The following is a 24,533-nucleotide window of genomic DNA, read 5'->3' as shown; positions in this document are numbered from 1 at the left end:
GTGCTGCGGTTCAGCACTTTTCTTAATCACCTTTCTCAACATTCATGAAAAAGCTCCTTTTCCTCGGCCTGGTGCTCACCAGCCTTTCCACCACTCTCTCGTCCTGCTCCGACAACAAGGGCACGGCCGAAACCAGCACGGCAACCGGCACCAGCACCGCCGCCGATAGCACCGCCCAGCCGGCGGGTAACCCCGGCCCGGGCGTAGCCGCCGAAACCTATACCTGCACCATGCACCCGGAAGTCATTACCAACGCGCCCGGCAAGTGCCCCAAGTGCGGCATGGACCTGGTAAAGAAATAGAGCCCCGGACTAAGCCACTGGTGGCCTTTTCCCGGAGCTAAACAGGCCCTTACTTCGGCACCATATCGGCTCGTTAAATGCGGTCGGTACGGTGCCGAAGTATAGGAATCACATTAAGGGATTCCGGCCACGGCGGGCGGGACCTGGCCAATCTTACTTCCTTTTTCCTGGTTTTCCTCCTCAATCAGGGAGCGTGGTTGACAGTAGGCCCTGCTCTGCCTAGCCTGCATTACGCGCTGGCTGCCGTGCTATTCTGCGCGCTCAAACAGTCCGCCCCAGGGTCGAACTCTACCGAGCTCCAACCACCCTTAGGCCGGGATACCCCACCCTTACTTAAACCGTTGCCCATGCCCACCCTATCAGCTATTGCGTCGGACGAGAAGCGCTGTGTACTATACATCAAACACATGGTCTGCTCGCGGGGTATTCGGGTAGTAAGGCGAGAGTTGGAAAGCATCGGCCTGCGGGTGCTGGAGGTGCGGCTGGGCGCGGCGATAGTCGCAGGCCCAGCCGAGCAGCTGGAATGGGAGTGCATTCGCCAGGCGCTGGCCACTGCCGGCTTTGCGCTGCTGGAAAGCCCCGCGCAAGCGCTGGTTGACCGGGTGAAGCTGGCCGTGCCCGGGCTGCTGCGGCGCTCCGACACGCTGCGGCACCGCGAATTCATTCCTGCCCTGGCCCGGGAAATGAGTCTGGCCAGCCGCGACCTGCACGCGGCTTTTGCCCAGCTGCCTGGCCACGAAAGCCTCATTAGCTACATCACCGGGCAACGCCTGGCTTACGCGCAGGAATTGCTGGCTACTTCCCGGCTTGACATCGGACATATTGCCCGGCAATTGGGCTACGGTAGCCTGGCGCACTTTTCCGGCCAGTTTCGGCGGTTCGCGCAGTGCTCACCCTCGGCCTTCCGGCAGCAGCTAGGAGAGGACACTGCTTTGCTGTTAGCGCCAAATGATGCAAGCCACGGGGCAATTGATGCAAAACCAGCGTAGACTTAGGGGGTATAAGGTGGAGTTGTAAAGCATTGCCATCCACTTCTAACCCGCTGAACCATGCACGCTCAGAACCAATCCCTCCTCGACGCCCTCAACGCCTGCATCGCCGCCTGCGAGCACTGCGCCACTGCCTGCCTCAAAGAAGAAGACGTCAAAATGATGGCCCGCTGCATTAGCCTCGACCGCGACTGCGCCGATGTCTGCGCCCTGACGGCCCGCCTGATTGCCCGTGGCTCGGAGCACGGCCCGCATTTGCTGCGCGAGTGCGCCGAAGTGTGCAAGGCCTGCGGCGACGAGTGCGAAAAGCACGGTGCCCACATGCAGCATTGCAAGGAGTGCGCCGAGGCCTGCCGCCGCTGCGAAGCAGCCTGCCGCGCGGGGATGAAAGTAGCCGCCTAAGCCTATTGTTCTGCTGACGGCCGGGTGACGGGAAATCATGCAAGTCCCCTGCGCAATTCTATACCCCTGGCGTGCCACTCTGGCCGCAGCTTTGCGTGTTGTATTGGCACGAACCCGGTGCGGGTTCCTTAACTCAACTCGTCATGAAAACCCTGCAATTCAAAACCAACATCAACTGCGGTGGCTGCATCAAAGCCGTCACGCCCGCCCTCAACCAGCAAGCCGGAGCCGGCAACTGGCAGGTCGACACGGCCAACCCCGATAAGATTCTGACCGTCAGTTCCGACCAGCTCACTTCGGAACAAGTCGTGCAGGCCGTGGAAAATGCCGGCTTTAAAATTCAAGCGGCCTAATCCTTTGCTAAACCAAAAACGCCCGGCTGAGCCGGGCGTTTTTGGTTTAATGAGGTTTCACCTGCTGAATTCCATCGATTTCGCAACAAGCACCGCCGGGTCGGCTAACATGACAAAGCTCACGCATTAGCCCCGCGCTTGTCATGGCATCCCATCCAGCCCCGGCGGACCTTTGACACGGCTGGTTCCGCGCCTGCACCTTGCGCTACTCTTGGTGAACGAGTAGCTCGTGGTCCGGCCAGTTACGCACCCGTTCCCCCATAACAATCATTTCCCCCTCCCATGAAAAAGCTCCCTTATCTGCTGGCCACCCTCCTGATTGCCGGCCTGACCAATGTAACGCTCGCCCAGACTGCCCCGAAGGCCGCCCACGCGCATTCCGCCACCAAGTCGTCGCACCAGGACTGTTGTATGATGAAGGACGGCAAGATGACGATGATGAAAGGCGGCAAGATGATGCCGATGACCGCCGACATGACCATGGCCGATGGCACCGTGTGCATGACCGATGGCACCTGCAAAATGAAGGATGGCACCACCATGAAAATGAAGGACGGCCAGTGCATGATGATGAGCGGCAAGATGAAAATGCCCGCCGGCTCGAAAGGCCACCACAAAATGGACGGCATGAAAATGTAGTCGGCAGGTCCGGTTTCGGTGGTCGCGGCTAACCGCCGCGAGCGTTGAAACTACTTCTTTGACTAGCGGACTCGCGGCTGGCCGCGAGTCCGCTTTTTTTTACTCTTCGCCTAGCTCCCCACCGGATGATTCACTCCCACGACCCCGCCATGGCCCAACGCCCCCTGTCCGCGCCTGCGCCCACTACCGCAGGCGACGGCCCGCAGCCGATGGACCACAACAAAATGGACCACAGCCAGATGGACCACGGAAAAATGGACCATAGCCCGGCGGGCGGCCACGACGCTGCGCCAAAGCCGGTCGGAAACTGCGGCGCACTAAGCTGGCGGGCACCGCGTCGGCGCTACGCATAGGCTTTCAGCCCTCAAGCCAAGCCATTATCAGGCGGTCAATTCGTTGCTAGCCCACGACCATTACCGCTCCAACTGCTGCGGAGCTGGCCGACCTTCCTGACTGTGGCGGGCAGCCTCCTGCCGCTCGGCCCGGTCGCTGCCGTGCTCAAGCACGTGGTTGCCGCTCTGCCGGGCCACGGCGTCGAGCGCCTGGCTCACCTGGGCAAGCTCAGGCTGGTCGGTGCGGTAAGAGACCTTCATCTCCGAGTGCCGGATGCCTGCGGCGTCAACCGCACTATGTAGTTCGCCGGCTTTCGCGCCGCTGGCAGTAAGGGCCGCTTGCACCGCTTCGGCCTGGCCCCGCTCGCCGCGTGCTACGGCCGGCTCGTCCACTTTGATAACTACCAGCTTCTCGCTGCCCGCGGCCGCGGGGCGGGCGGCCTCCTTTTCTGCCGTCGGGGTATCGATATCGGGCTTGGCAGCCACATCCAGGCTCCGGTCCCGGTTGTGGGGCTGAATAGCGGCGGCTGCCGCGGCCTGCTGCCGGGCGGCCCGGTCCGCCTCGGACTCGACTACGTTCACGCCGGCATACTTTTCATGGCCGGCCTCCGCGCGGGCCGTGGTGTTGGTCACGATGGCGTGAATGATGGCAATATCCGGCTGGTCGTTGCGGTAGGTGATGTCAAATTCTGCCCGCCGGATGCCCTGCTCATCCACGGTGCTGCGGACCGCACTCGTTTGCATGGAGTAGCCGGAATTATCCAGAATTGCTTTCCAGGCCTCCGCGCGCCCGCTGGTGTCGGGCTGCAGCTCATCCACCTTCCACGTCACGGTTTTCTCCCCGGTGACTGCTGCCGTGGGCGAGTTGACGCCCACGGCGGCCTCGGCGTGGCGGGCGCGGGCGAGCAGCTCTTCCCGCTCGGCTTCATCGACTTTGCGGCCCGCCGGCGGGGGATTGTCGTGGATGTACTCTTTCAGCAGTACCAGGCCGGCGTCCCGGGCGTACACGAACTGCGCGGTGTGCTCCGCTGCCTCCTGCTCGCTGCGGTAGGAGCGGGTGGGGCGGTTTTCCTCGGTGGCGGCGCCCACCACCGCCTGCGTAAACCGCTGGTCAGCCTGCGCCCGCTCCTGCTGCGCTTCCGGGCTGCTTTCCCGCTCGCGCCGGGCTTGGCGCTCGGCTTCCCGCTGTTCTTTTTCCTGGCGCTGGGCCTCGGCCAGCCGCTGCTGGCGCTCCGATTCGCGCTGCTGCTCTTCGCGCTGGGCGGCGGCCCGAATCTGGTCGGCGCTCAGGCCTTGGTTGGTATACTCCAGCTCTTTGCTGAAGTCTTTGGCCAGTGGATAATCCACCCGTAGAAAGATTCCCGGCTGGCGCTCCGGCAATGGCCGCAGCTGCTCCCGTTGCCGGTAAAGCTCCTGGGCTACTACTTCCAGCTGCATGACATCGGCGCGCGCCACGCTCATTCGCACGACCGTCAGGCGGTCCGTGCTGCGCGTCACCTCAGCGGCCAGCGAAGGGCCCGCTTCCTGGGTGCTGTTGATTTTAGCGACCCGCTCGCTGAGCTGCTGCACCTGCTGGTCACCCTGCGCGGGCGTGTCGTGGTGGAAGCTCACTTTCAGACTCACGTGATACTTGTCGGAAGTGGCGTGCCACTCGATGGGCCGGGTGGGCTCCTTGTAAGCATCCTGCTCGCCCACTGGCGCGAAGGGGCGGGCCGGCTGCAACTCATTGAGGTAATTGATGTTAAACTGCCGGCCGCCGGCGTCGCGGTCATTGGCCAGCACCACCTCTTTCGGCTCCTGCTTGTCAATCACCCGCTGAATGAGCGCCACCTGCGCCTCAGTGGGCGTACCGCTGGTGGCGATGTAAAGCGTGTTCTTAGAGTCCTGTCCGTGCTTGAGCTGGAAATGCGAAAGCGAGTCAATGGCCGACTCGCTCACCACCACGCGCTCCACCGGGGTGTCCTTGCCGTCGGTGGGGTGGGACACCCAGATGCCGTTTTTAGGCAGCGGCAGCAGGCTTTTGTAGTGCTCGTTCTTCTGCTCGACGCTGGCCAGCCCGTTTTCATTATAGAGCGGAAAGGCCGTGTTCCTGTGCTCGTTCTGCTGCGCCGTGAAGATGCGCCCCTGGAAAGCCGGGCTGTCGAGCGTCGCATCGGTAATGCCGCGCCCGTGCAGGTAGCTGCGGTCGGTGAGCTCTTTTTTGACGCCCAGCACCTCGGAAATCAGGCGGGTGCGGCGCTCTTCCTCGGCCTGCCGGGCCGCCTGCTCCGGGTCGCCCACGGGCAGGTTGCTCAGCCGCGCGGTTTCGGGCGGGGTGGCGTACTGAGTCGCATACTGGCGGGCCGGGGCCGGGGCGCCGTCCAGGTACTCGCGCAGCTGCTGGCGCACCTGGCCGAGGTTGAGGCCGTGGCCGTCGCCGCCCCTGGTCTTGGCAAAGTCGATGATGGAGCCCGCGTCGCGGTCGTCGCCGGTATTCAGGTACACCTGGTGGTCGCCCTTGCGGGTGACGATGACGTGCTCGTCATCCTTGACCAGGTGGTGCCAGTCGCCGCGCCGGCTTTCCTTCTTGATGGTGTAGCCCTGGCGCTGGGCGTAGTCAACCAGGTCAATGTCGCGCTTGAAGCGGTCGAGCTCGGTGGGGTCGTTTTCCCGGGGTGCGTTCATGGGGTGGGCTGGGGGAGTGGAGCCGGACAGCTCCGACTCCTCCCCGCACCCCAAGCGGGCCCGAGCAGGAAAGCTATCCGGGGTTAGGTTGTCGGCGGCGGGGTACCGGCCCGCTGCGCGGCCGCGTCGAAGAAGGCCAGCTGCTCGCGGAACTGGGCCAGGAGCTCGGCGCTGCCGAACACGTACTGGTTGGCGCCGCTGCCAATGTCGATGCGCACGATTTCCGTGGGCAGGGCCAGGGCGCGCAGCACGCGCTGCACCAGCCGGGGCTCGTCGCGCTTGAGCTTGCCGTTCTTCAGGTTGACGACGTTGGTATAAGTCAGGCCATGCTGGGCACAAAAGGAGGTTAAATCACCCTGGGCAAGGGCTTTGAGACGGAACTGCACGTAGCGCAGGCACTCACTGTAGGGCGCGGACAGGCTAAGGTCAGGAAAGCCCAACGGGGCGGATAGGTGGTCAGAAGGTACCATGCGAAGGAGGGCACACTGCGGGGGCAGTGGGGGTGAAGTATCGGAGCAATACCCCAAAGGACGCATATCGGGCTTAGAAGCCGCAACGCCATCGGGGAAAAACTCAAATCTTCTGCCTCCCCACAAATCCGAAGAGGAAATCAGCAGGATGCTGCTTCGCTGGTAGCCGCTTCATACGACCAAGTGTTCTTTAAGTTTTCACTAACTTTTTGCTAACACTGTTGCGCTTCTTGCCGTAAGGGGCCGGTATGCGTTCCGGAATACTCTTATTGGTGGTGATACTGGCCCTGGGTGCCCTGGCCGCGCTGCTGTGGTGGCGCTTCAAGGGCAGCGGCAAGCCGGCCGCTCCGGTTGCCGTGCTGGCCACCCACAACCATCATTCCCTGCGCTCCTTCCACTACGGCACTGCCGCCACCGCCAAGCCGGCCGGGAAAGCAGCAGCTGCCACCGAAGTCGGGGAGGCCCTGGCCCGGCTCCTTCCCCGGGAAGACCTGCCTGCCCCGGAGCCCGCGCACGCTGCCGAGGAAGAGCAAGCAGCACTCCCTGCCGCGAGTCCACAGCCTGCTATTGAGGAACCAGCTGAAGTCGGCCCCGAAGCGCCAGCTGAAGAAGCGCCCCGTCCGGCCTCCATTCGCCACGCGGCCGGCGCCCTGGCCTCCCTGCTGGATGCCCAGGAAGATGCAGCGGCGCCTGCGCCAACCCCTGAGCCCTTACCGGAAGCTGATGAGGAGCCGGCGGAAGCCCTCTTCCACAACCCTATCACCGCACCGGCACCCACGCCCAACGACCAGGCCAACCGCGCCGCCGAAATCGCCCTGCGCCAGCAGCGGCGGGCCCGCATGTGTACCGATGCTTCGGCCCAGCGCGCCGCTCTGAGCGGCCTGTTTCCCGGCGCCGGCAGCCCCATCCCCACGGCCCAACCCTCCTGACTGCCACACCTGCTTCTCGGGGAGATAAGCACCCTGTTTTCACCAATTACCCCTTTCTATGATAACCAATTTGCTGTCCCGAGCCCGTACCCACGCCGCCACGGCCACTGAAACCCTGCACACGCTGGCCGCCGCCGGCCAGACCTACCAGCCTTCCAAAGCCGAGCAGCGTGCGGCCGCCCTACTAACCACCCTGGCCCTGGCCACCAGCCCGGCCCGTGCCCAGCGCGGCGGCGGGGGCGCCGCGGCCGCGCTCGAAGGCGTGCAGGAAACCGTGGTGAGCATCGTGCAGGTGATTTTCGCCATTGTGCTCATCGTGGGCCTGATTCGCGTGGTGATGAAGTTCGTGCAGGGCGCGCCGGATGCGCTGGGCTCCCTGGGCTGGCTGGTGGGCGGCGTGATTCTGTGGTTCGGCTTCCAGCTCTTCAAGGACGATTTGGTCAGCGCCGTGGGCGGTGGCGACGGAGGCGTACGCTAACGGCCATGCGCTCCTACAAATCCATCGAGCGGCCCGCGCAGGTGCTGGGCATGAACATTCAGGACCTGGGCATCATGGTCGGCCTGTTCATCGGCTCGGTGCTGCTGCTGGGCTTTCTGGGCATGGCCGTCAAGATTCCGCGCCTGGTGTACCTGCTTGTCATCGTGGTGGAGCTGGGCCTGATTCTGGGCCTGCGCTACCTGAGCAAGCGGCAGGCGCCCGGCTTTTTGATGGGCTGGCTCTCCTTCACCTTCATCCAGCCCCGCCGCCTGGCAGTGGGGCCCATTCCCACTCCTTTCACCCATGACCAAACAGCCCAAAACGGCCGCGTTTAACGCCGTGATGCCCGTGCACAGCTTCGAGGGCGACAAGGTGGTCTTCAAGGACGGCCGCGTCGCGGTGGGCTTCCGCGTGGAGCCCGCCGAGATGGAAAGCTGGACCTCGGACGACTACGAGACCTTCCAGACCGCGCTGGTGGGCGTGCTGCGCCCGCTGCCGGTAGGCACCATCGTCCAGAAAACCGACATCTACTACGACCGGCCCTACCGCGAGGACAAAACCCAGCAGACCTACTTCGAGAACAAGATGAACAAGCACTTCTTCGAGCGGCTGGTGCTGTTCCAGAAGTCCTACCTGTTCCTCTCCTTCGCGCCGGTGGCCGTCAAGTCACCCAAGACCAACGCGGTGAATGCGCTGGTGGCCCGCGCCGGCGAGGCCGTGCTCAAGAACCCCTTTGCCCAGCTCGTGCACACGCTCGAAGCCGCGGAAAGCGGTGCCGTGGAATTCATTCAGGGCATCAAGAACCTGGGCGGTGTGACGTTCGAGCGGCTGCAAAGCGCGGAGATTCACCAGCTCTACCTGCAGTACTTCAACCTGAACTTCGACGGCCAGCCCACCCGGCAGGAGCGCGAAATCGGCAACGACCTAGGCACCTTCAGCGTGGGCGAGCACAAAGTGAACGTGCTGTCGATGGTGGGGCAGGGCTCGGATGCCTACCCGGCCGTGCGCAACGGGTACGGGGTGACGGCGCCAATGCTCTACCCGCTCACCCACATCCTGCAGTGCCCGCACGTGCTTACCCAGGCCCTGCTCATTCAGGATACCCGCGCCGAGCTCAGCTCGCTCGATACCGACCGCAAGCTTAATGCCTCCCTCTCGTTTCTGGCCACCCAGGACAACCACCTGCGCGCGGCCGAAGTAGAGGAGTTCACGGCCGAGGTGCGGGCCGAAAACAAGCAGATTGTGGGCCTGCACCTCTCGTGCGTGCTCTGGGACACCAACGACACCAGCCGGCGCGAGAACGTGGAGCGGGCCACCGCCGCCTTCCGCTACATGTTCGGCACGGAAAGCGTGGTCGAAAGCTACCTGGCTTTGCCGGTGTTTTTCGGCCTGCTGCCCGGCAACGCCTGGCAGGTGCCGGACCGCTGGCTGACCAGCACCGCCGACCGCGGCTCCTGCTACACCCACTGGACGGCCACCTATAAAACCGACCCGGTGGGGGAATTCCTGACCGATAGGTTCCGCAACCTGGTGCAGGTAAACCTGTTCAACACGGCCCTGGACAACCAGAACGCCATTGTCATCGGCCCCTCGGGCTCGGGCAAGAGCTACACCTTCGGCAACCTGATTGTGCAGCGCTTCGAGAAGGGCGCCCGCCAGATTATCATGGACGTGGGCGGCACCTACCGCAACGTGCTGCAGTCGCTCAACGGCGAGGACTTCGATAACACCTACTTCGAGTACGACCCACAGCGGCCCATTGAGTTCAACCCTTTCGTGGTCCCGCGCGACGCCGCGGGCAAGTGGCTCTACAACGACGAAAAAACCAACTTCCACCTGGCCCTGCTCGCCGCGCTCTGGAAGGGCGGCAAGGACACGGCGCTGGACAAGTCGGAGCGCACCATACTCTCGCGCTTTCTGATTGAGTACTACGCCTGCCTCAACGAGAGCCCGCGCCTGAACCAGAAGGACGAGGAGTTTCCCGGCATGGAAAGCTTCTACCGCTTTGTCGAGCAATACGACCAGGAAATGCAGAAACCGGTGGCGCAGCCCGGCGACGGGGTGGAGCCGGACCCGCTGGATGGGGCCCGCCGGCAGTACCAGAAAAACCTGAAGTACATCGACATGCACCAGTTCTTCCTGGTGCTGGGCCAGTACATCACCGGCGGCCGCTACGAGCGGGTGCTCAACGCCCAGCGCGACGTGGACTTGAGCGAGTACCGGCTCATTTGCTTTGACCTAGCGAAGGTGCAGGCCGACCCCGACCTCTACCCGGTGGTGGCCATGCTCATCACCGAGCTGAGTCTGGATTTGTTCCGCAGGTTCCCCGACGACATCAAGTACATCGCCCTGGACGAGGCCTGGACCATGCTTTCGGGGGTGCTGTCAGAATTCATCGAATCGATGTACCGCACCATCCGCAAAACCAACGGCTCGGTCACCATCATCACCCAGGGCATTACCGAGATTACCAGCAGCAAAATCGGGCCGGCTATCATCAACAACTCGGCCACCAAGATTATCCTGCGCCACGTCAACCCTGACTCGCTCACCCAGCTGCAAGCCCCGCTGGGCCTGACCGGCCACGAGATGGATTTGATTAAGTCGGTGCGCTCCACCGAAGCGCTGCGGGAGTTCTTCATCAAGCAGGGCGCCAAGGGCAAGGTCTTCGCCCTGGAAGCCTCCCCGCAGCTCGATGCCATCCTGACATCCAAGCCCGTGGAGCGCAACCACCTCAACAAGCTGGTGAAGTTCTACCAGCAGACCCAGCAGCGGCCCCGGACTGACAAGAACGGGCACGTGCTGCTCAACGACGAGGGGCAGATGGAGTACGAGCCCGTGCGGGTGCAGCGCCTGGACTACGCCGTGGACCAGTTTGTGGAAGATAAACAGGCCCGGAAGGGGGCCCTGGCATCATGACTATGCTGGGGAGTATGCTCGGGATGGTCGCCTACGGCATCGACCCGGGCTTTCTGCGGGCCTGCGACCAGACCCTGCAGGTCGTGCTCACCGCCTGCCGCTTCATCACGCCCAGCCTGATGGGCATTGCCCTGCTCTACACCATCGGGCGGGGCTTCATCTCCGGCAGCGGCCTGGCCATGGACTGGGGGCCGATTATCAAGGCCACCTGGATATTCTTCCTGCTCTTCTTCTACCAGACGCTAATGGATACGCTGGGGGCGGGGCTGGCGGCCTTTACGGCCATGTTCTCCACCGACAAGTCGGCCGCCGAAGCCATCCGCGACCTGACCACGCCGGCCTCGGTGGCCGCCGCGGCGCGCAACGACTCCATGGGCATCGGCGACATCGTGGCGGGTGCCAGCTCGCTGATGACCAGCATTTCGCAGACGCTGAGCTCGTTCACGCTCTCGGGCATCCTGACCCGCCTGTTTACGGCCACGGCGGTGCTCATCATCCGCCACATCATGCAGTTTATCCAGCAGTTCATCCTGGGCTTTCTGTACGTGTGCGGGCCGATTGCCATGACGCTGTCAGTGATTCCGGCCTTTGGGCAGCTGGCCATGAAGTGGCTGCAGAACTTCCTGGCCGTGCAGCTCTGGGGCCTCACGTTCGTGCTGCTCGACACCATCTACGGCTTTTACGCCGAGACGGCGCAGGCCCCCAACGGCCTGTTCGGCGGGCTCACCAATGGCCCGCAGCAGTCGGTGGACGACGAGAAGTTCATGGTCATGTCCGTGGCCTTCGTGCTGCTCTACGTGATGGTGCCCTACCTCACCTCGATGTTCATCGGCTCCTCGGCGGTGCAGGGCTTCGTGGGCTCCATGGTTGGCTCGGCCGTGGGTGCCGCGACGGCTGCGGCCGGCGTGGCCTCGCCCGGTGGCGGGGGCCTGTCGAGTGCCGTGGGCCGCGCCCTGGGCAACGGCGGCAGCCGCGGCGGAGGAGGAAGCCACGGCACCGGTGGGGGCGGCGGTGGTACCGGTGCTAGCAGCGAGGCGGGCGAATCAGCCGCCTCCTCTGCTTCCTCGGGCCTGCCCACCATCACCATGTCGGAAGCGCTGAACCCGTCTTATCGCCAGCGGGCCTCGGGCATCTGGACCAAATAACCCATCCTTCTGACTTCCTATCCATGAAGAATCTTCCCTCATTCATCGTAGCCGGCTTTACCCTGGGCCTGACCGCGGCCTGCCAGTCTAACCAGACGCCGGAAGCTGCTACCACCCCGGACGCGCCGGCCGCCACCCGGCCCACTACTCCGCCCACTACTGCCCGACCGGCCCCCCTGCCCATCACGGCCGTGGACCTCAGGCCCGGCGTAGCCGAGCAAACTCCCCGCGAGGGCTACCTGCAGGTCGTTTCCGCCAAGGTGCTGCAAGCCGAGCCCATGCAGCTGCGGCTGCCGGCTATGTGGCAGTCGGACCCGGACCGGGCCGACGGCGTGAAAGCCGCGCCCGGCTACCGCATTTCCTACGAGGCCGTGTTGCAGTGGATACCGCAGGGCTTCGGCCGCCAGCAGGTACCGGCCTCGCTGCCGCTGTACTCACCCAACGGCCGTGACACCCTGGCCTCCTTTCGCGTCGGCGGCCTCAACCTGAATGTCCCGGGCCGGGAGCGATACTCGGTCACGCCGATTGCGCCCCGCAAGCCGCTGACCGTGCGCGGCACGCTCTACGCCTTCCTGGGCCAGAACGAGCAGAAGCAGCCCGCCCTGGTCGTGTACCCGTACCGCGGCCAGGCCGGCGGGTTTGATGACTCCTTCAAAAAGGTGCTGCTGCCCATCAGCCAGTAAGGGCAGTGGAGAGAAAACGCACCATTTACCACAACCAGACTCTCAATCAATGGATACCGCCAAAGACTTAAGTACCTCCTTTTCCACCATGCGCAACCTGGCGCTGGGCAGCGTGCTGGCCCTGCTGCTCGTGGCCCTGGCCTCGGGCTTTCTCGTCTACCGGGCCTACGAAAACAGCGGCCGGCGCGTGTACGTCGTCTCACAAACCGGCTCGGTGGCGGCCCTTTCGGCCGGCAACGACGCCCACACCCCCTACGAGGCCCGCAACCTGGTGCGCCAGTTCATGCAAACCATGTTCGGCCACGACCAATACACCTACAAGGCCAACCTGGACGCGGCCCTGCCCCTGATTGAGGGCCGGGGTGGCCGGCGCATCTACGAGGGCTTCACCCGCGGGCAGGTGCTGCAGAACTACGAGCGCTACGCCGCCCGCAACGTCGTGACCGTGGACAGCGTGCTCGTGGACATGAGCAAGCGCCCCTGGTCGGGTGCGGTCTACATCAAGCAGCGCATTTTCATCGGCGGCCAGCAGAAGGAGCCGCTGCCGTTGGCCGCCAAGTTCAACCTGGTGGAAACCAACCGCTCGGATGCCAACCCCTACGGATTGCTCATCACCAACTTCGACTACATCCCCTACTCCCCGCAGCTGACGCGGGAAGAGCAGGAGCTGCTGCAGTCCCAGGAAGCCGACCGGCAGCGCCGCCTGCAGGAAGCCGAGCGCGGCCTGGCGCCGGCCGGCCCATCCACGGCCCCGACGGCCCCCGCCGCGACTCCGGCCCCTACTACCCCGGCTAAGTAACCCTTTATCCTTCTCACTCATGCGTTTTCACACCCTTCCGGCCCTGTTGGGGCTGCTCACACTAGTTTTCCAAACTGCGCCTGTTCACGCACAAGGCGCCGCCACTTCTCCGGCCACTGCCGTCGTGGCCAGCGATAACCTGCTGGACGTGGCCGTGTCCGACTCTTCCACTACCTACCTGGTCTTTGGCGGGCCGGTGTCGCTGGTCGACGTGGGCATGGCCAACAACTACCTGGTCAAGATTGAGGCCAACGCCGTGTTTGTGCGCGCCAGGCGCAAGCACGCCCCGCCCACGCCCATCCTCATCCGCTACGGCTCGAAGTACTGGATGGGCCGGCTCGTGTACGTGAACCGCCCGGTGCTGCAGCTCTACGACTTTCAAAAGGACGGCACGCTGAGCATCAACGGCAAAAACGCCTCCTCCACGGGTGCGGCCCCGGAAAACGAGCTGGCCCTGGACAAGGAGCGGGAAAAGAAAGCCGTCGTCGAGGGCAAGCTCCAGAAGCTGCGCAAAGTCCGCGAAGAGCACCAGGCGGTGGCCGTGGTCGACAACGACCTGGTGCTTACGCTGGCCAACGTGCGCAACGACAAGGATTTCACCTACCTGCGCTTCAAAGTCATCAACAAGACCAACATCGACTACAACGTGGACTTCACCGACTTCCAGCTGGTGGAAAACGCCCAGAAGAAGTTTCTGGCCCGCAAAAAGAACGAGGCCCGGCGCCCGCTGGCTCCCTCCGGCGGCGGACCCAACCAGGTTATTACCGGGCGCACTACCGGCTACCTGACCTACGCCATTCCCCTGTACGCGGCCACCGAGCGCGGCTACCTGGAAGTCACTCTGCGGGAGCTCAACGGGGCCCGGGTGCTGGTGCTGCCCGTGCCCTCCCGCGTGATTAACCGCGCCGCTACCATCTAACGCTGCCCGCTATTACTATGGAACCCATCACTCCCCCTACCCAACCAGCCGCCCCGGTTGTCCGCCCGGAAAGCGAGCAGCCGGCCCCGGCGGTCGCGCCCGTAAAGCGCACCCCCACGGAAATACTGCGCGCGAACTGGATGGCCTTCGCCGGCCTGCTGCTGGTGCTCGTCATCGGCGGCCTGTTTCTGTGGCTGAAATCGGCCAAGGAAGCCGCTCAGCAGCAGCGCGAGCCGGTGGCGGCCGCCTCGGCCAACATCGAGCCCGAAATCCCCTCGGTGGAAAATACGCCCCCGGAGCCGACCACTTCCCCTTCGGCCCAGATTGAAGCCCAGCGCCGCGCGGAGCAGGATGCCCAGAGCGCCCCGGCCCGGGCCACGGACCAGGATGTCGTGGACGTGTTTGCGGTCGACACCACCGGCCTGGCCCTGCGCAAGCGGCGCCGGGCGCAGGCGGCCGCCCAAGCGGCAGCCCGCCGCACCGAAGCCGCCCGCCTGGCCGCGGCCGACGTGGACACGATTGAAACCACGATTCAGGACCCTGCCACGGGCTCCTACCGGGCGCAGACCCTGGTGGTGCCGCGCCGGCGCCTCATCGCCAGTGGCGGAGGCCGCCCCCGGCCGGTTACTAGCCGAAGCGGGCGCAGCCTGGTACCAACCCGCGACGTGGACGGCACCCCGTTTGAAACCGACCCGGACGTGCTGGCCATGCTGGGCTCCTCGCCGCCGGAAACCCGCGCCGCCTACGAGCGCATGACCGGCAAGCGCTACCGCGACCCCAACCAGACCGCGCAGCTGCTGGCCAACCGGATGAGCGCGCCCGGCATGGATGGCTTCAATACGGTGAAGGTGGGCAATGCCACCCGGATGATGGCCCAGGGCAGCCAGCGCGAGCAGCAGTTGGCCCCGGACGTGTTTTTCAAGTGCGTCATCAACGGCGAGCAGAAGGTGCGCACCGGCTCGGTGGTCATCCTGCGCCTGCTGGAGGATGCCGTGGTTTCCGGGGTCACCTTCCCCAAGAACATGGTCTTTGCCGGCGTGGCCACCGTGGGCACCAACAACGTGACGCTGGAAGTCAACCGCCTGGGCCCGACGCGGGTGCAGGCCGACATCTACGACTTCAACTACATGCCGGGCATCATGATTGACCCGGTGAAGCGCGTAGCCCGGGAAGCCGGCATGGCCGGCAACGAGCTGCAGCAGCAGACCACCCAGGAAATCAGCACGGCCATCGACCGCTCGGCTTCGGCCGCTAACTCCGTGGTGGGCGTGGGCGGCCGGGTTGCCGCCTCGGTACTCGCCCGGCCCAAAACCCGCACCAAGCTGCGCGACGTGCTGCTGCCCGATGGCTACCCCATCCTGATTACCACGGCGGCCGCCGGCCGGCTGGGCCCGGAAGCGGTGGCGCGCTAATCCTTTCCTTTCACCTAACCGGATAAGACGATGAAAAAGATGCTTTTGCCGGCCCTCGTGGCTCTGGCCCTGACGCTGGCTACCGCTGCTGAGTCAAAGGCCCAGATGGTGGTGAATGACCCGCTGCACATGGGCGTGCAGATTGGGGAGTTTGCCAAGCGCCTCGCGCAGTGGACCGAAACAGTCAAAAACTACCAGGTCATCAAGGATGCCAGGCAGATTGCGGGCGTCACCAAGGACATTACCGGGGAGGTCAAGAACATCACCGATGAGACCCTCCAGCTGCAGCGCCAGGTGCAGGCCGACCTGCGCAAGGTGCAGAGCGTTCAGGACCTGCGCCTCTCCAACCCGCAGGAGCTGTTTGCCCGTGCCCTGGCCATGTCGGGCCGGGGGCAGAGCAACCAGTACATGCCCGTGTTTCAGAAGGCCGAGCGCCTGCGCCAGGCCCTGCAGATGGGCAACCCCCAGCAGGATTTGAACACGGTGTACGACGTGTTTTCCCGCTTCGGCTCGGGCGCCACGGCGGGCAACAACCGCATGAGCTCCCAGCAGTACCAGCAGAAGCGGGAAGAAGCGGCCGTCTCCACGTTTGCCTACGAGGAGATGATGCAGAAAAAGAAGATTGCCACCGCTTTCGGCTACTACAAGATTGCCGACGAGATGACCCAGCAGAGCATCGAGATGAATGCCACGCTGAAGAACCCCGGCCGCTACGCCATGACCGAAGGCGAGCGGATTGTGGCCCTGAATACCTCGAACGACAACATGATTAAAGCCATGCAGCTGCGCCAGGAAGCCGACCGGCTGCTGGCCGAAGCCTCCCAGCCCGGCCCCTCGCGGCAGGCGGCTGAAATGGTCTATTCCGACATCCTGGTGCAAAACGCCCTTATCAAAGCGGACCGGGCCCGTCCCCGCAACTAACCCCTTATGAAGAACCTATTGCTAGTGGCCCTGCTGCTGGCGGGGGCCGGCGCCGTGCCGGCCTCCGCCCAGCGCCACGTCCAACACATTTCCAGCTGGGGCGCCCACCTGGGCCGCTCCGAGAAGGGCAACTTCTACGAGCTGAGCTACACCAGCATGCTCACTAACCGCCTGGCTCTGCACGTCAGCGGGCTGCGCGAATCCGGCACCCTGAACGGCCGCGGCGAATACTCCAGCTACGTGGGCCGGGTGCTGCTCGCCCCGCAGCTTTTCCGACTGGGCGAAATAGCCTACGTGCACCTGCTGCTGGGTGCCGGCGCCGGCTATGAGCGCACCGGGGAGAACGGAACCGCCGAATTGGCTGCCGACGCCAAGGCGCCGCAGCGCTTTACCTACGGCCCGCAGGCCGGGGCGGAAGTCGACTGCTTCCTGGGCAACCGGCTTTCGCTGGTAGCCACCGCCACCAAAGGCTACTTGTTCAACAACCCGCTTATCGACCAATGGCCGGGCTACGCCAGCGCTGGCCTGCGATATCACTTTCGCTAACCCTGCTTTTCTGACCTATGAAACGACTGACTTATCTGCTGCTGAGCGGCCTGACCCTGACTACCGTAGCCAGCTGCTCCAAAGACGACGCGACGCCCGCCGGCCCCAAGGAATACCAGGTGGAGTATCGCATTTCTTCCCCCACCGCCCCGCTATCCGACTACCTCAGCTACGATAACGAAAGCGGCGGCACGACTACGCTCAATAATGTCCCGCTGCCGGCCACTTACCGCTTCAAGCGCACGATGAAGCAGGGAGACCACCTCAGCCTGCTGGCCAGCCTCGACGGGGGCACAGCCGCGTCGGAAATCACGGCCGCCATCCTGCTCGACGGCCGGGAAGTGAAGAAGGAAACCGGTCGCGGCACCGATGCCCAGGCCGTGCCGGTGTACGTGCTTGGGCAGTAGGGAAGAAAGCTGTACGCAGCTCAGTGTTCACCCTAAGCCTTACCTGCACCAAAGAGAAAGCCCGACCAGATTCCTGGCCGGGCTTTTCTTATGGGATGGGGCATTCTACTCCGCCCTGGTCAGCTCGCGTTGCAGCAATGCCTGCAGCTGCTGGTAGGACTCCGGGCAGATGCGAATGGCAGGTTCGGCGGCGGTGCAGTACAGGAAAGTAGGGTCGGCCAGCGCCACGGCGCGGGCCCAGGCAGCCTCGGAAACGTCAGCGGAAAGAGATAGTAAGGGGGTGAATTCTTCTTGTATGAGCCGAATGACCAGCTTCTGCACGGTAGGGCAAATGCTGGAAAAGCGGCTATAAGGACTCGCGGCCATAGAAAATGTCAACGAAAAGGATGGGAAACGCCCCGCCTGCAGCCGCAGCACGCGGCCGGGCAGGAATCAGCTTATCAGTACCGCCGGCCGCTTAAAGGTCCAGCAGAGTACCGATTTCAGAAAGTAGGGAGCGTTACCCGAGAGAGCCGACAAACAGGGCGGGCCGCTGCTGGATGGGCAGCGGCTGCTGGTGAGCCCAGCGCAGCCAGTTCGCAGAGTGAACCGCTGACGAGGGGCAGCTATGCAAAGCGTAGGATTTCTGGGCTAGCATACTCGGCTATCAGTTTGGCAGGCAAAGCTAGCCAATACGGTCAAAACAAGCAGTTGTTGAACTCTGACAATAGCTTGCCCTACGTTAAATCAACCTAGAAGTAGAATTGATTATCCAACCATGAAATGGCAATCTGGTGCTCGTTTGACTGAGGCTTCCATTTTTTGAAAAGAAGAGGGAAGTCAACAGGGAATCTATCATAACTATACATATGCCTAAAGAGGTCATGCATGACCAACTCGGAGCTTGAAAAGCCAAAATCGTTATCGAGTTTCACAGGCCGAACCATCGAACCGTCAATGATTGTCCACGCTTGGTCAAACTTAACCCGTCGATTCAGGCAAGTCGCCTCCCACATTTGTTTGAAAACATAGCTTTTAGTTGAATCAGCATATTTGCTAGGCAACGCATCTCTTATGTCGGTGATGAAACGAGTAAACGTTGCTACTGAGGAGTGAAAATATGCAAGAGTGGTATCCAGCTTTTCGCCGTTTCTGGACACCCGTGCCTGCTGACCGGCCTTTCCAAAATATTGGTCGTTGGCTTTGCCATCAGAGTGGATGATACAGTCTCTAGTACACTTCACTTCATTGACATTCCCTATAATCTCATGGCTCAAGGGGGCCGTTAGTTCCACCGTTTCTGAAAATTGTCTAACAAACCGTTCAAACTTGCCATATGCTAAATCCAACACTTTTTGGTTAGCTTTTTTGTAGAACAACTCCAAAATCGAGCCTTCGTCCAGCAATTCATCAACAGCGAATTGCTTGCTACCCAACTTCTTGGGATAAGAAATTAGGACACGGTATAATATTTCATTTAGCAAGTGCTCTGAAATGCTAGTCAACCCAATTATAGAAAAATTGCGATTTTGAGCCTTCTCATCAGTTGTAAACTCTGCGGACCCATCAATCTTATCTGCTAGCGCTTCAATTTGTGAAATCTTAGACAAGGCATTTGTGAAAGAGTTGGTAATAGTTAAGCTCAGGGTGGCCCGCTGAGCTATAGTCAGTAAGTTCAAGTCCATTTTTTCGAAAGTTTGTTCTCTAAGATTTTCCTGCAAATAGCTAATAAAACGCGCTAGGACTATTGCGAAGGTTCATCCTCCCGTAAGCACCTTGTTTCGGTCATTTGTTAAGGGGGCCATTTTCTTCAAATTATAGGTAGCGATTAGTAAGTTTTATCGCTACCTATCTACTATCTTGCTTGCCCAACCCAAAACCGGGCAAGTATACCTTATATATAGACTGCATGGAAAACGACGTCGCACTCACTGTGAATCCCGTGGGTCACGGGTTGGCGCACCACACCGGCGCGGCCGCCCGCTACGTCGAGGCCGGACTGACCGGCGCGCCCAACACGGCCCGGTCCTACGCGGCCCACCTGAAGCGCTTCAGTGCCTGGTGCACCGAACATGGCTTCTTAGCATTGCCAGCACCCGTCGATGCCCTGGTTGGCTTTTGTACCCACCTGGCCGAAACGGGCAAAAAGGTCGGCACCCTGGAACAGCACTGCGCGGCCATCAGCAAGGCCCACGCCGTCCGGGGCGTTGACTCGCCGACGGATGACAAGCAGTTTAAGATTTTCATGGACGGCGTGCGCCGGGTGCACGGCGTGCGACAAAAGCAGGCACCGGCGTTTTCGCTGGTGCAGCTCAAACAACTGGTTCGCAGCCTGGATGTGAAGACACTGACCGGGCTGCGAGACCGGGCCATTCTGCTGCTCGGGTTTACGGGGGCATTTCGCCGCTCCGAGCTGACGGCGCTCAATGTGCAGGACTTGCGCTTTACCGAAGAGTGCCTCGTCGTGTCGCTAGGCAAGAGCAAAACTAACCAGCTGGGTGACTACGAGGAAAAGGCCATTTTCTACTCCCCTGAGCCAGCCGTCTGCCCTATTCGCTCCTTAAAAGCTTGGCTGGAGCAACTGGAACGCAGTGAAGGTCCCGTATTCGTGATGTTGCGCAAGGGCAACCGACTCACCACGAACCGCCTGTCGGACCAGACCATCAATACGTTGGTGCAGCGCTACCTAGGGCCGGGTTATACAGCTCACTCATTGCGGGCTTCCTTTGTCACGGTGGCCAAGCTCAACGGGGCCGATGACAGCAAAATCATGAATCAGACCAAGCATAAGACTAGTGCGATGATTCGCCGCTACACTCGTTTGGACAACGTGCAGCAACACAATGCCGCTAAAGAATTAGGATTATAACAGCCTATAAACGCTCGTTTACAACATGTAAAATCGCAGTTCTGCTCCCCTACCCCAGTAAACATGGTTAGCATGTTCTACAACCTCGAAGGTGTCCATCCTGAGCCGACATGATGAGAAGGCATAGAAGCATGTTTGCTGGGGTTGGGCTATCCAGCAAGGGCTAGATTATCAATCATGTCAAGTGGTTGTGGTTTAATACGGGCTGGGCTCCGGCTATACAACTCCGCCTTTCGTGCCTCTTTTCGTTACCACGGCCAAACCGAGTGGCGCGGATGACAGCATAAAATCTGAACCAGACCAAGCACAAGACGAGCGCTGTGATTCGCCGTCACGCCCGCCTCGACAACGCACGCGAACACAACTCCGCGAAGGCGTTGGGTTTCTAATGGCGTGCCCATGACATGTTAGAATTGTCGTGCTTTCCGCTACTTTTGGCTAGGTGCGCCGGGTTTGCGCCGAAATTCAATGCGTATCCGCTCGCCGAACATCTTAACCCGGCCTTGTCCATCAAACGGGCCCGGGTAACACCCAAACCGTGCACCTGAAGCCGGTGCAGCGGCTGCGCCCGTGCCGGGCCGGCTGCGAGGCGCGCACGCGGGAGTTACCTTGCGACAGACACTGGTGGCGGCCAAAGAGGAGATGCTGGTGCTGCTGCGAGGAAGTAGTGACTAGGCCGAGCTAAATGCTCACCGCCTGCTCATCTACTCGTAGGACGGAGCCATCAATCAATGAGCTTATCGTTTTAGCTAGCTGTACAAATCCTTAATCAATCAATCCGTTGGCCCAGCTTACAATACCTCTGATGTCGTCGCTAACAGTACTTCCCCAACCACAGGCTTGGCCTAATGGCAATAGAACTCGGTTGTTGGGCAGCGCTGCAATCGGAGATTTCATGACACCTGAAGAACGACTGTCAACATTTGATAGTAAGAAATTTGAAACCTTTGTTCTTCAGTGGGCTGATGAATACTTGCGCAGCCGATACGATTTGGTAGAATGCCGTGGGGGAGCTAATGATAAAGGACGTGATGTTGTGGCTTGGATAGACCCACCCGGCACTCCAAATCGCCGCTATGACACCTATCAGTGTAAGTACTATGGAGATAAGTTAACGCCGGGAGAGTTTTGGGAAGAATTAGCGAAGCTTTGTCACTACACTTACACGGGAGAAATCAACATACCAAATAGGTATGTACTTATGACATCCAAAGGTGTCGGCTCATCACTATCAGAACTCATTGATGCTCCGCATAGACTTCGTAAAGAACTTTTGCAACGGTGGGAGGGAAAGGGCATCAAAGGCGCTGGTAAACATATACCAGAAATATTATCAGGCGATTTCAAAAAGTACGTTGAAGCCTTCGATTTTTCCATTGTCGAAAGTGTTCCTCCAGGGGAATTTATCAAGCAACACCAGACCACAAAGTATCATGCACACGTTTTTGGTATAGTAACGGAAAAAGAGAGGCCAGTTCTACAGCCTCCTGCGGAAATTGACGAGACAAGAGAATCAATCTATATAAAGCTAGCACTCGAAGCCTATGGAGATGCGTGTAACAAAGCAGGATACACGCAGACTGATTTGGATTCTTTTCCGCATTTCAAAGACCATCTCGCGCAAACCAGAATTGATTTCTATTCCGCAGAAGCCCTAAAAGAATTCAGTAGAGACAACTATATAGAAACTGCTTTTGACAGTTTACTTACTCAGTTTGAGGCTGGGATTAAGCCGACTTATACTCGAAGCCACGCAAATGCTTTTGAGCGCCTACTAAACGTCACTCAGACGGCATCTCTGCTACCCATTAACCATAGCTTGCTTCAAAATGAAGTATCTGCCAACGATAGAATTGGCATTTGTCATCATTTAGCAAATAACGGTCGGATAACATCTTGGATTTTTAGCTACTATGGAACAAATCAAATCTCTAGCACCTCCAAATAATATTCCGAGGCCATTTAATCAGCCACTTGAGCTAGGCTTACGGGCTCTGTATATACTAGGCGCATTACGACCGCTGAAAACAGACCTTCAAAGGCTTCTTTTTTTAGATTATATCCTTGTACACTCTGCTGACATAGAAGGCGGGCCGGAGAGCCTGCATGCAGCTGTGCCATATCGAACAGGAGAGTGGCTTGCACACAAAACAAATTTGGAAAAAGGACTTTTGATGTTTGCAGCAAAAGAGCTAGTTACCAAAGAGTTTTCGAGCGAAGGTATCGTTTATTTCGCTTCTGACCTGACGATTCCATTCACTGACCATTTAAGTTCCAGCTATTCTAAAGCGCTAAAATCACGCGCACGATGGCTGGTTGAAAGGTTTGGTCAAACCTCGCTAGAAAGCATGTCTAAGCTAATGCTTTCGAATATCTCTGTCTGGGGTAGCGAAATGCAGCAGATGAGCAACGCACGAAACAAGATTACTCCATAAGGCGATGTTGGGATTTAGAATTACAAAATTGGTTGTCACAGGTGAAAATATGGCACCAGCCTCTCTTGATTTCGGACCTGGCCTGAATATTATTACTGGCCCTACAGACACTGGTAAGAGTTGGGTATTTGAATGCATCGCCTTTTTACTCGGGAGTAGCAATAAGCCCAGAGAAATAGCTCAATCTAAAGGCTATACAGAAGCTTACTTAGAACTACTCGCTTTCCCTACGATGCAGTACACTCTTAAACGAAAGTTTGAGGATACAGACACCTTGCTTTTTAGAGGGGCTTATCAAGCTATTTCAGAGCTAAAATCTACTTTATTAAAGCAAAAAGAGCCAAGCAAGAAACATCCACATACCATATCCTCTTTTCTGCTCCAGTTGTGCGGTTTTGGGGAGGCAACCCATCTACCCAAGAACGAGGAAGGAATAACGGAGAAATTTTCGTTTCATACACTTCGCCCCTTACTATTAGCTGATGAAGTAGGTATTATCGAAAAGAATAGCCCGCTCACGGTAAAAGGTTTTGCAAATTCAACGAAAGCAGCTTCGCTTTTCAATCTGCTCCTTACCGGGATTGGTGCTGCCGAACCTGTTAAAAAGCTTAAAAAAGAAGTAGTATCAGCGGGACGTAATGGAGAGTTGAAGATGATTTCAACCCTTATCAAACGTCTCGAAGATGAACTAGCTGCATTACTTGAACTCGAGTCAGCAGATGTTGAAAATGAAATAGGTCAAACCAATATCAGATTGAACCGGGCGTTATCAATGCTAAACACTCTTGATAGCGAACGCAGAACCCTATTAAATCGAGCTTCGGACATAGAAACGAAAGCGCTTACACTTTCAGAAATAAGGATTCGGTTTGACACCCTTAAAGAGCATTATTATTCTGATGTCCAGCGTCTAGAATTTATCTCTGAAGGACTTTTTCTTTTCGACGACTTACATTACATCGCCTGCCCTTTCTGCGCTACACCTCTAGGAAGCGACCATCGCAGGGCAGTCTGCGAAAGAGACTCCTTATCCAATGAACTAGTTCAACAAGCCTGCCAGCAGGAAGCAGCAAACATCAGAAGACAACTTTCTGAACTAGAGCTAGCCTTAGGTAATATTTCTACTCAGCAGGAAGAATTATCCACTGAAAGCAACACTATTTCAGCTCAGTATCAAGAAATTGATAATCGTATTGCACAAGGCATTGTTCCAGAAATCGAGTCATTACGCTATCAGTTATCGTCATTCGCTGAAAAGCGGACGCAAGCTTTTGAAAGAGAGCTATTGGTCAGAAGGCTTGAGCAGTTTCGGGATTTAGAAGACAGCTTGTCAATTACTTCTGGTGAAAAGGCCACCAAGCTGGATAGGTCTCTTGCACCAATGGCAATAGCCTCCTTTTGTCAGCAAGTAGAATACTTGCTGACAGAATGGAAAATAGAATTTTCCCCACCTATTACATTTGACCAATCCCCTAAAGTTCTCGATATAGTTTTGGGAGGAGAACCCCGCACAAACTCGGGTAAAGGAACGCGGGCTATTACTTACTCAGCTTTCTTGTTGGGACTTTTGATGCATTGCAAGGTGTCGCAGATACCTCACAGTAATTGTATAGTCCTTGACTCTCCACTCACAACACGGCAAAACCCTGAGCAGACTACTGATGACAAATTACTGCCTCAGGAAGTCCAAGCCAGTGTTTTGCGTATAATAGCCGAGGTTTTCAGCAATGAGCAAGTCATTGTTATTGAAAATAAGATACCTCATTTCGAATCTAAAGCCCCTGTACACTACAATATTTTTACAAAGAACCCGAATAATGGTCGTTATGGGTTTTTTCCGTATTTACAATAAGTAAATGAAACTCGCCCGCCAGCTTCGCCTCGACGCCTTGGCCGCTGACGGCACCGCCCCCATCCAGCTCACCATTACCTGGCAGGGTG

Annotated in this window: 26 protein-coding genes; 22 read left to right on the top strand and 4 right to left on the bottom strand. The window is 59.4% G+C overall.

The genetic code is table 11. The features are described 5' to 3' along the window. Window positions 1–44 precede the first annotated feature (44 nt). From LJ738_RS16895 to LJ738_RS16870, 6 genes are all read left to right on the top strand, one after another. Window positions 45–302 carry a heavy metal-binding domain-containing protein gene (locus LJ738_RS16895; protein WP_227787551.1) on the top strand — a complete coding sequence of 86 codons (258 nt, stop codon included), beginning with the start codon at window positions 45–47 and terminating at the stop codon, window positions 300–302. A gap of 347 nt (window positions 303–649) precedes the next feature. Continuing rightward, window positions 650–1,291: a helix-turn-helix transcriptional regulator gene (locus LJ738_RS16890; RefSeq protein ID WP_227787550.1), complete on the top strand. Its 642-nt coding sequence runs from the start codon at window positions 650–652 to the stop codon at window positions 1,289–1,291. 60 nt (window positions 1,292–1,351) lie between these two features. Then, on the top strand, window positions 1,352–1,693 hold the full coding sequence (locus tag LJ738_RS16885; protein WP_227787549.1) for a four-helix bundle copper-binding protein: 342 nt from the start codon (window positions 1,352–1,354) through the stop codon (window positions 1,691–1,693). 143 nt (window positions 1,694–1,836) lie between these two features. Then, window positions 1,837–2,046, top strand: coding sequence for a heavy-metal-associated domain-containing protein (locus LJ738_RS16880; protein WP_227787548.1), 210 nt, complete (start codon window positions 1,837–1,839; stop codon window positions 2,044–2,046). Between the two features lie 282 nt (window positions 2,047–2,328). Next, entirely contained in the window at window positions 2,329–2,685 is a 357-nt protein-coding gene (locus LJ738_RS16875) for a DUF6799 domain-containing protein (protein WP_227787547.1), read from the top strand. 125 nt (window positions 2,686–2,810) lie between these two features. Next, window positions 2,811–3,038: a hypothetical protein gene (locus tag LJ738_RS16870; RefSeq protein WP_227787546.1), complete on the top strand. Its 228-nt coding sequence runs from the start codon at window positions 2,811–2,813 to the stop codon at window positions 3,036–3,038. A gap of 60 nt (window positions 3,039–3,098) precedes the next feature. On the opposite strand, the gene LJ738_RS16865 is transcribed toward LJ738_RS16870, so the two are convergent. Together LJ738_RS16865 and LJ738_RS16860 are read right to left on the bottom strand one after the other, a co-directional pair. After that, complete coding sequence (locus tag LJ738_RS16865) at window positions 3,099–5,681, bottom strand: toprim domain-containing protein (RefSeq protein ID WP_227787545.1); 2,583 nt, start codon at window positions 5,679–5,681, stop codon at window positions 3,099–3,101. Between the two features lie 83 nt (window positions 5,682–5,764). Continuing rightward, window positions 5,765–6,151 carry a hypothetical protein gene (locus LJ738_RS16860; RefSeq protein ID WP_227787544.1) on the bottom strand — a complete coding sequence of 129 codons (387 nt, stop codon included), beginning with the start codon at window positions 6,149–6,151 and terminating at the stop codon, window positions 5,765–5,767. A gap of 248 nt (window positions 6,152–6,399) precedes the next feature. On the opposite strand from LJ738_RS16860, the gene LJ738_RS16855 reads away from it, so the two are divergent. From LJ738_RS16855 to LJ738_RS16800, 12 genes are read left to right on the top strand one after another with little or no spacing between them, the layout of a single operon-like run. After that, window positions 6,400–7,080 (top strand): hypothetical protein, encoded by a 681-nt coding sequence (locus LJ738_RS16855; RefSeq protein ID WP_227787543.1) that lies wholly within the window; start codon window positions 6,400–6,402, stop codon window positions 7,078–7,080. 58 nt (window positions 7,081–7,138) lie between these two features. After that, window positions 7,139–7,558, top strand: a complete 420-nt coding sequence (locus LJ738_RS16850; protein WP_227787542.1) for a hypothetical protein — start codon at window positions 7,139–7,141, stop codon at window positions 7,556–7,558. A 5-nt stretch (window positions 7,559–7,563) separates the two neighbouring features. Then, window positions 7,564–7,893, top strand: coding sequence for a hypothetical protein (locus LJ738_RS16845; protein ID WP_227787541.1), 330 nt, complete (start codon window positions 7,564–7,566; stop codon window positions 7,891–7,893). Beyond that, a complete protein-coding gene (locus LJ738_RS16840; RefSeq protein WP_227787540.1) occupies window positions 7,862–10,477 on the top strand; it encodes a TraG/VirB4 family ATPase in 2,616 nt (871 codons plus the stop codon). The genes LJ738_RS16845 and LJ738_RS16840 overlap by 32 nt, the downstream gene beginning before the upstream one ends. A gap of 14 nt (window positions 10,478–10,491) precedes the next feature. Next, complete coding sequence (locus tag LJ738_RS16835) at window positions 10,492–11,622, top strand: conjugal transfer protein TraG N-terminal domain-containing protein (RefSeq protein ID WP_227787539.1); 1,131 nt, start codon at window positions 10,492–10,494, stop codon at window positions 11,620–11,622. A 23-nt stretch (window positions 11,623–11,645) separates the two neighbouring features. Continuing rightward, complete coding sequence (locus LJ738_RS16830) at window positions 11,646–12,305, top strand: hypothetical protein (RefSeq protein WP_227787538.1); 660 nt, start codon at window positions 11,646–11,648, stop codon at window positions 12,303–12,305. A 49-nt stretch (window positions 12,306–12,354) separates the two neighbouring features. Beyond that, complete coding sequence (locus LJ738_RS16825; protein ID WP_227787537.1) at window positions 12,355–13,104, top strand: conjugal transfer protein TraK; 750 nt, start codon at window positions 12,355–12,357, stop codon at window positions 13,102–13,104. Window positions 13,105–13,123: 19 nt separating this feature from the next. Further along, complete coding sequence (locus LJ738_RS16820; RefSeq protein WP_227787536.1) at window positions 13,124–14,023, top strand: DUF4138 domain-containing protein; 900 nt, start codon at window positions 13,124–13,126, stop codon at window positions 14,021–14,023. A 17-nt stretch (window positions 14,024–14,040) separates the two neighbouring features. Next, window positions 14,041–15,435, top strand: coding sequence for a conjugative transposon protein TraM (gene traM, locus LJ738_RS16815; protein WP_227787535.1), 1,395 nt, complete (start codon window positions 14,041–14,043; stop codon window positions 15,433–15,435). Between the two features lie 30 nt (window positions 15,436–15,465). Continuing rightward, the gene (locus tag LJ738_RS16810; protein WP_227787534.1) at window positions 15,466–16,356 is read left to right on the top strand and encodes a hypothetical protein; all 891 of its coding nucleotides are present in this window, start codon (window positions 15,466–15,468) and stop codon (window positions 16,354–16,356) included. 6 nt (window positions 16,357–16,362) lie between these two features. Further along, entirely contained in the window at window positions 16,363–16,902 is a 540-nt protein-coding gene (locus LJ738_RS16805; RefSeq protein WP_227787533.1) for a hypothetical protein, read from the top strand. 17 nt (window positions 16,903–16,919) lie between these two features. Then, complete coding sequence (locus LJ738_RS16800; RefSeq protein ID WP_227787532.1) at window positions 16,920–17,309, top strand: hypothetical protein; 390 nt, start codon at window positions 16,920–16,922, stop codon at window positions 17,307–17,309. Window positions 17,310–17,414: 105 nt separating this feature from the next. Here the strand turns inward: LJ738_RS16800 and LJ738_RS16795 are convergent, their stop codons facing one another. After that, complete coding sequence (locus tag LJ738_RS16795) at window positions 17,415–17,675, bottom strand: hypothetical protein (RefSeq protein ID WP_227787531.1); 261 nt, start codon at window positions 17,673–17,675, stop codon at window positions 17,415–17,417. A 365-nt stretch (window positions 17,676–18,040) separates the two neighbouring features. Continuing rightward, window positions 18,041–19,009, bottom strand: coding sequence for a hypothetical protein (locus tag LJ738_RS16790; protein ID WP_227787530.1), 969 nt, complete (start codon window positions 19,007–19,009; stop codon window positions 18,041–18,043). 188 nt (window positions 19,010–19,197) lie between these two features. On the opposite strand from LJ738_RS16790, the gene LJ738_RS16785 reads away from it, so the two are divergent. The 4 genes from LJ738_RS16785 to LJ738_RS16770 all read left to right on the top strand — a co-directional run bounded on the left by LJ738_RS16785 (window position 19,198) and on the right by LJ738_RS16770 (window position 24,444). Further along, window positions 19,198–20,157, top strand: coding sequence for a site-specific integrase (locus LJ738_RS16785; RefSeq protein WP_187455471.1), 960 nt, complete (start codon window positions 19,198–19,200; stop codon window positions 20,155–20,157). 895 nt (window positions 20,158–21,052) lie between these two features. Further along, window positions 21,053–22,105 (top strand): ABC-three component system protein, encoded by a 1,053-nt coding sequence (locus LJ738_RS16780; RefSeq protein WP_187455470.1) that lies wholly within the window; start codon window positions 21,053–21,055, stop codon window positions 22,103–22,105. Then, window positions 22,071–22,592, top strand: a complete 522-nt coding sequence (locus tag LJ738_RS16775; RefSeq protein WP_187455469.1) for an ABC-three component system middle component 2 — start codon at window positions 22,071–22,073, stop codon at window positions 22,590–22,592. Before LJ738_RS16780 ends, LJ738_RS16775 begins: the two co-directional genes overlap by 35 nt. A 4-nt stretch (window positions 22,593–22,596) precedes the next feature. Continuing rightward, a complete protein-coding gene (locus LJ738_RS16770) occupies window positions 22,597–24,444 on the top strand; it encodes an AAA family ATPase (RefSeq protein ID WP_187455468.1) in 1,848 nt (615 codons plus the stop codon). Window positions 24,445–24,533: the final 89 nt, after the last annotated feature.

The organism is Hymenobacter plasmatis, from assembly GCF_020711255.1.
GTDB lineage: Bacteria > Bacteroidota > Bacteroidia > Cytophagales > Hymenobacteraceae > Hymenobacter.
This window is presented reverse-complemented; position numbering and strand designations above follow the sequence as displayed.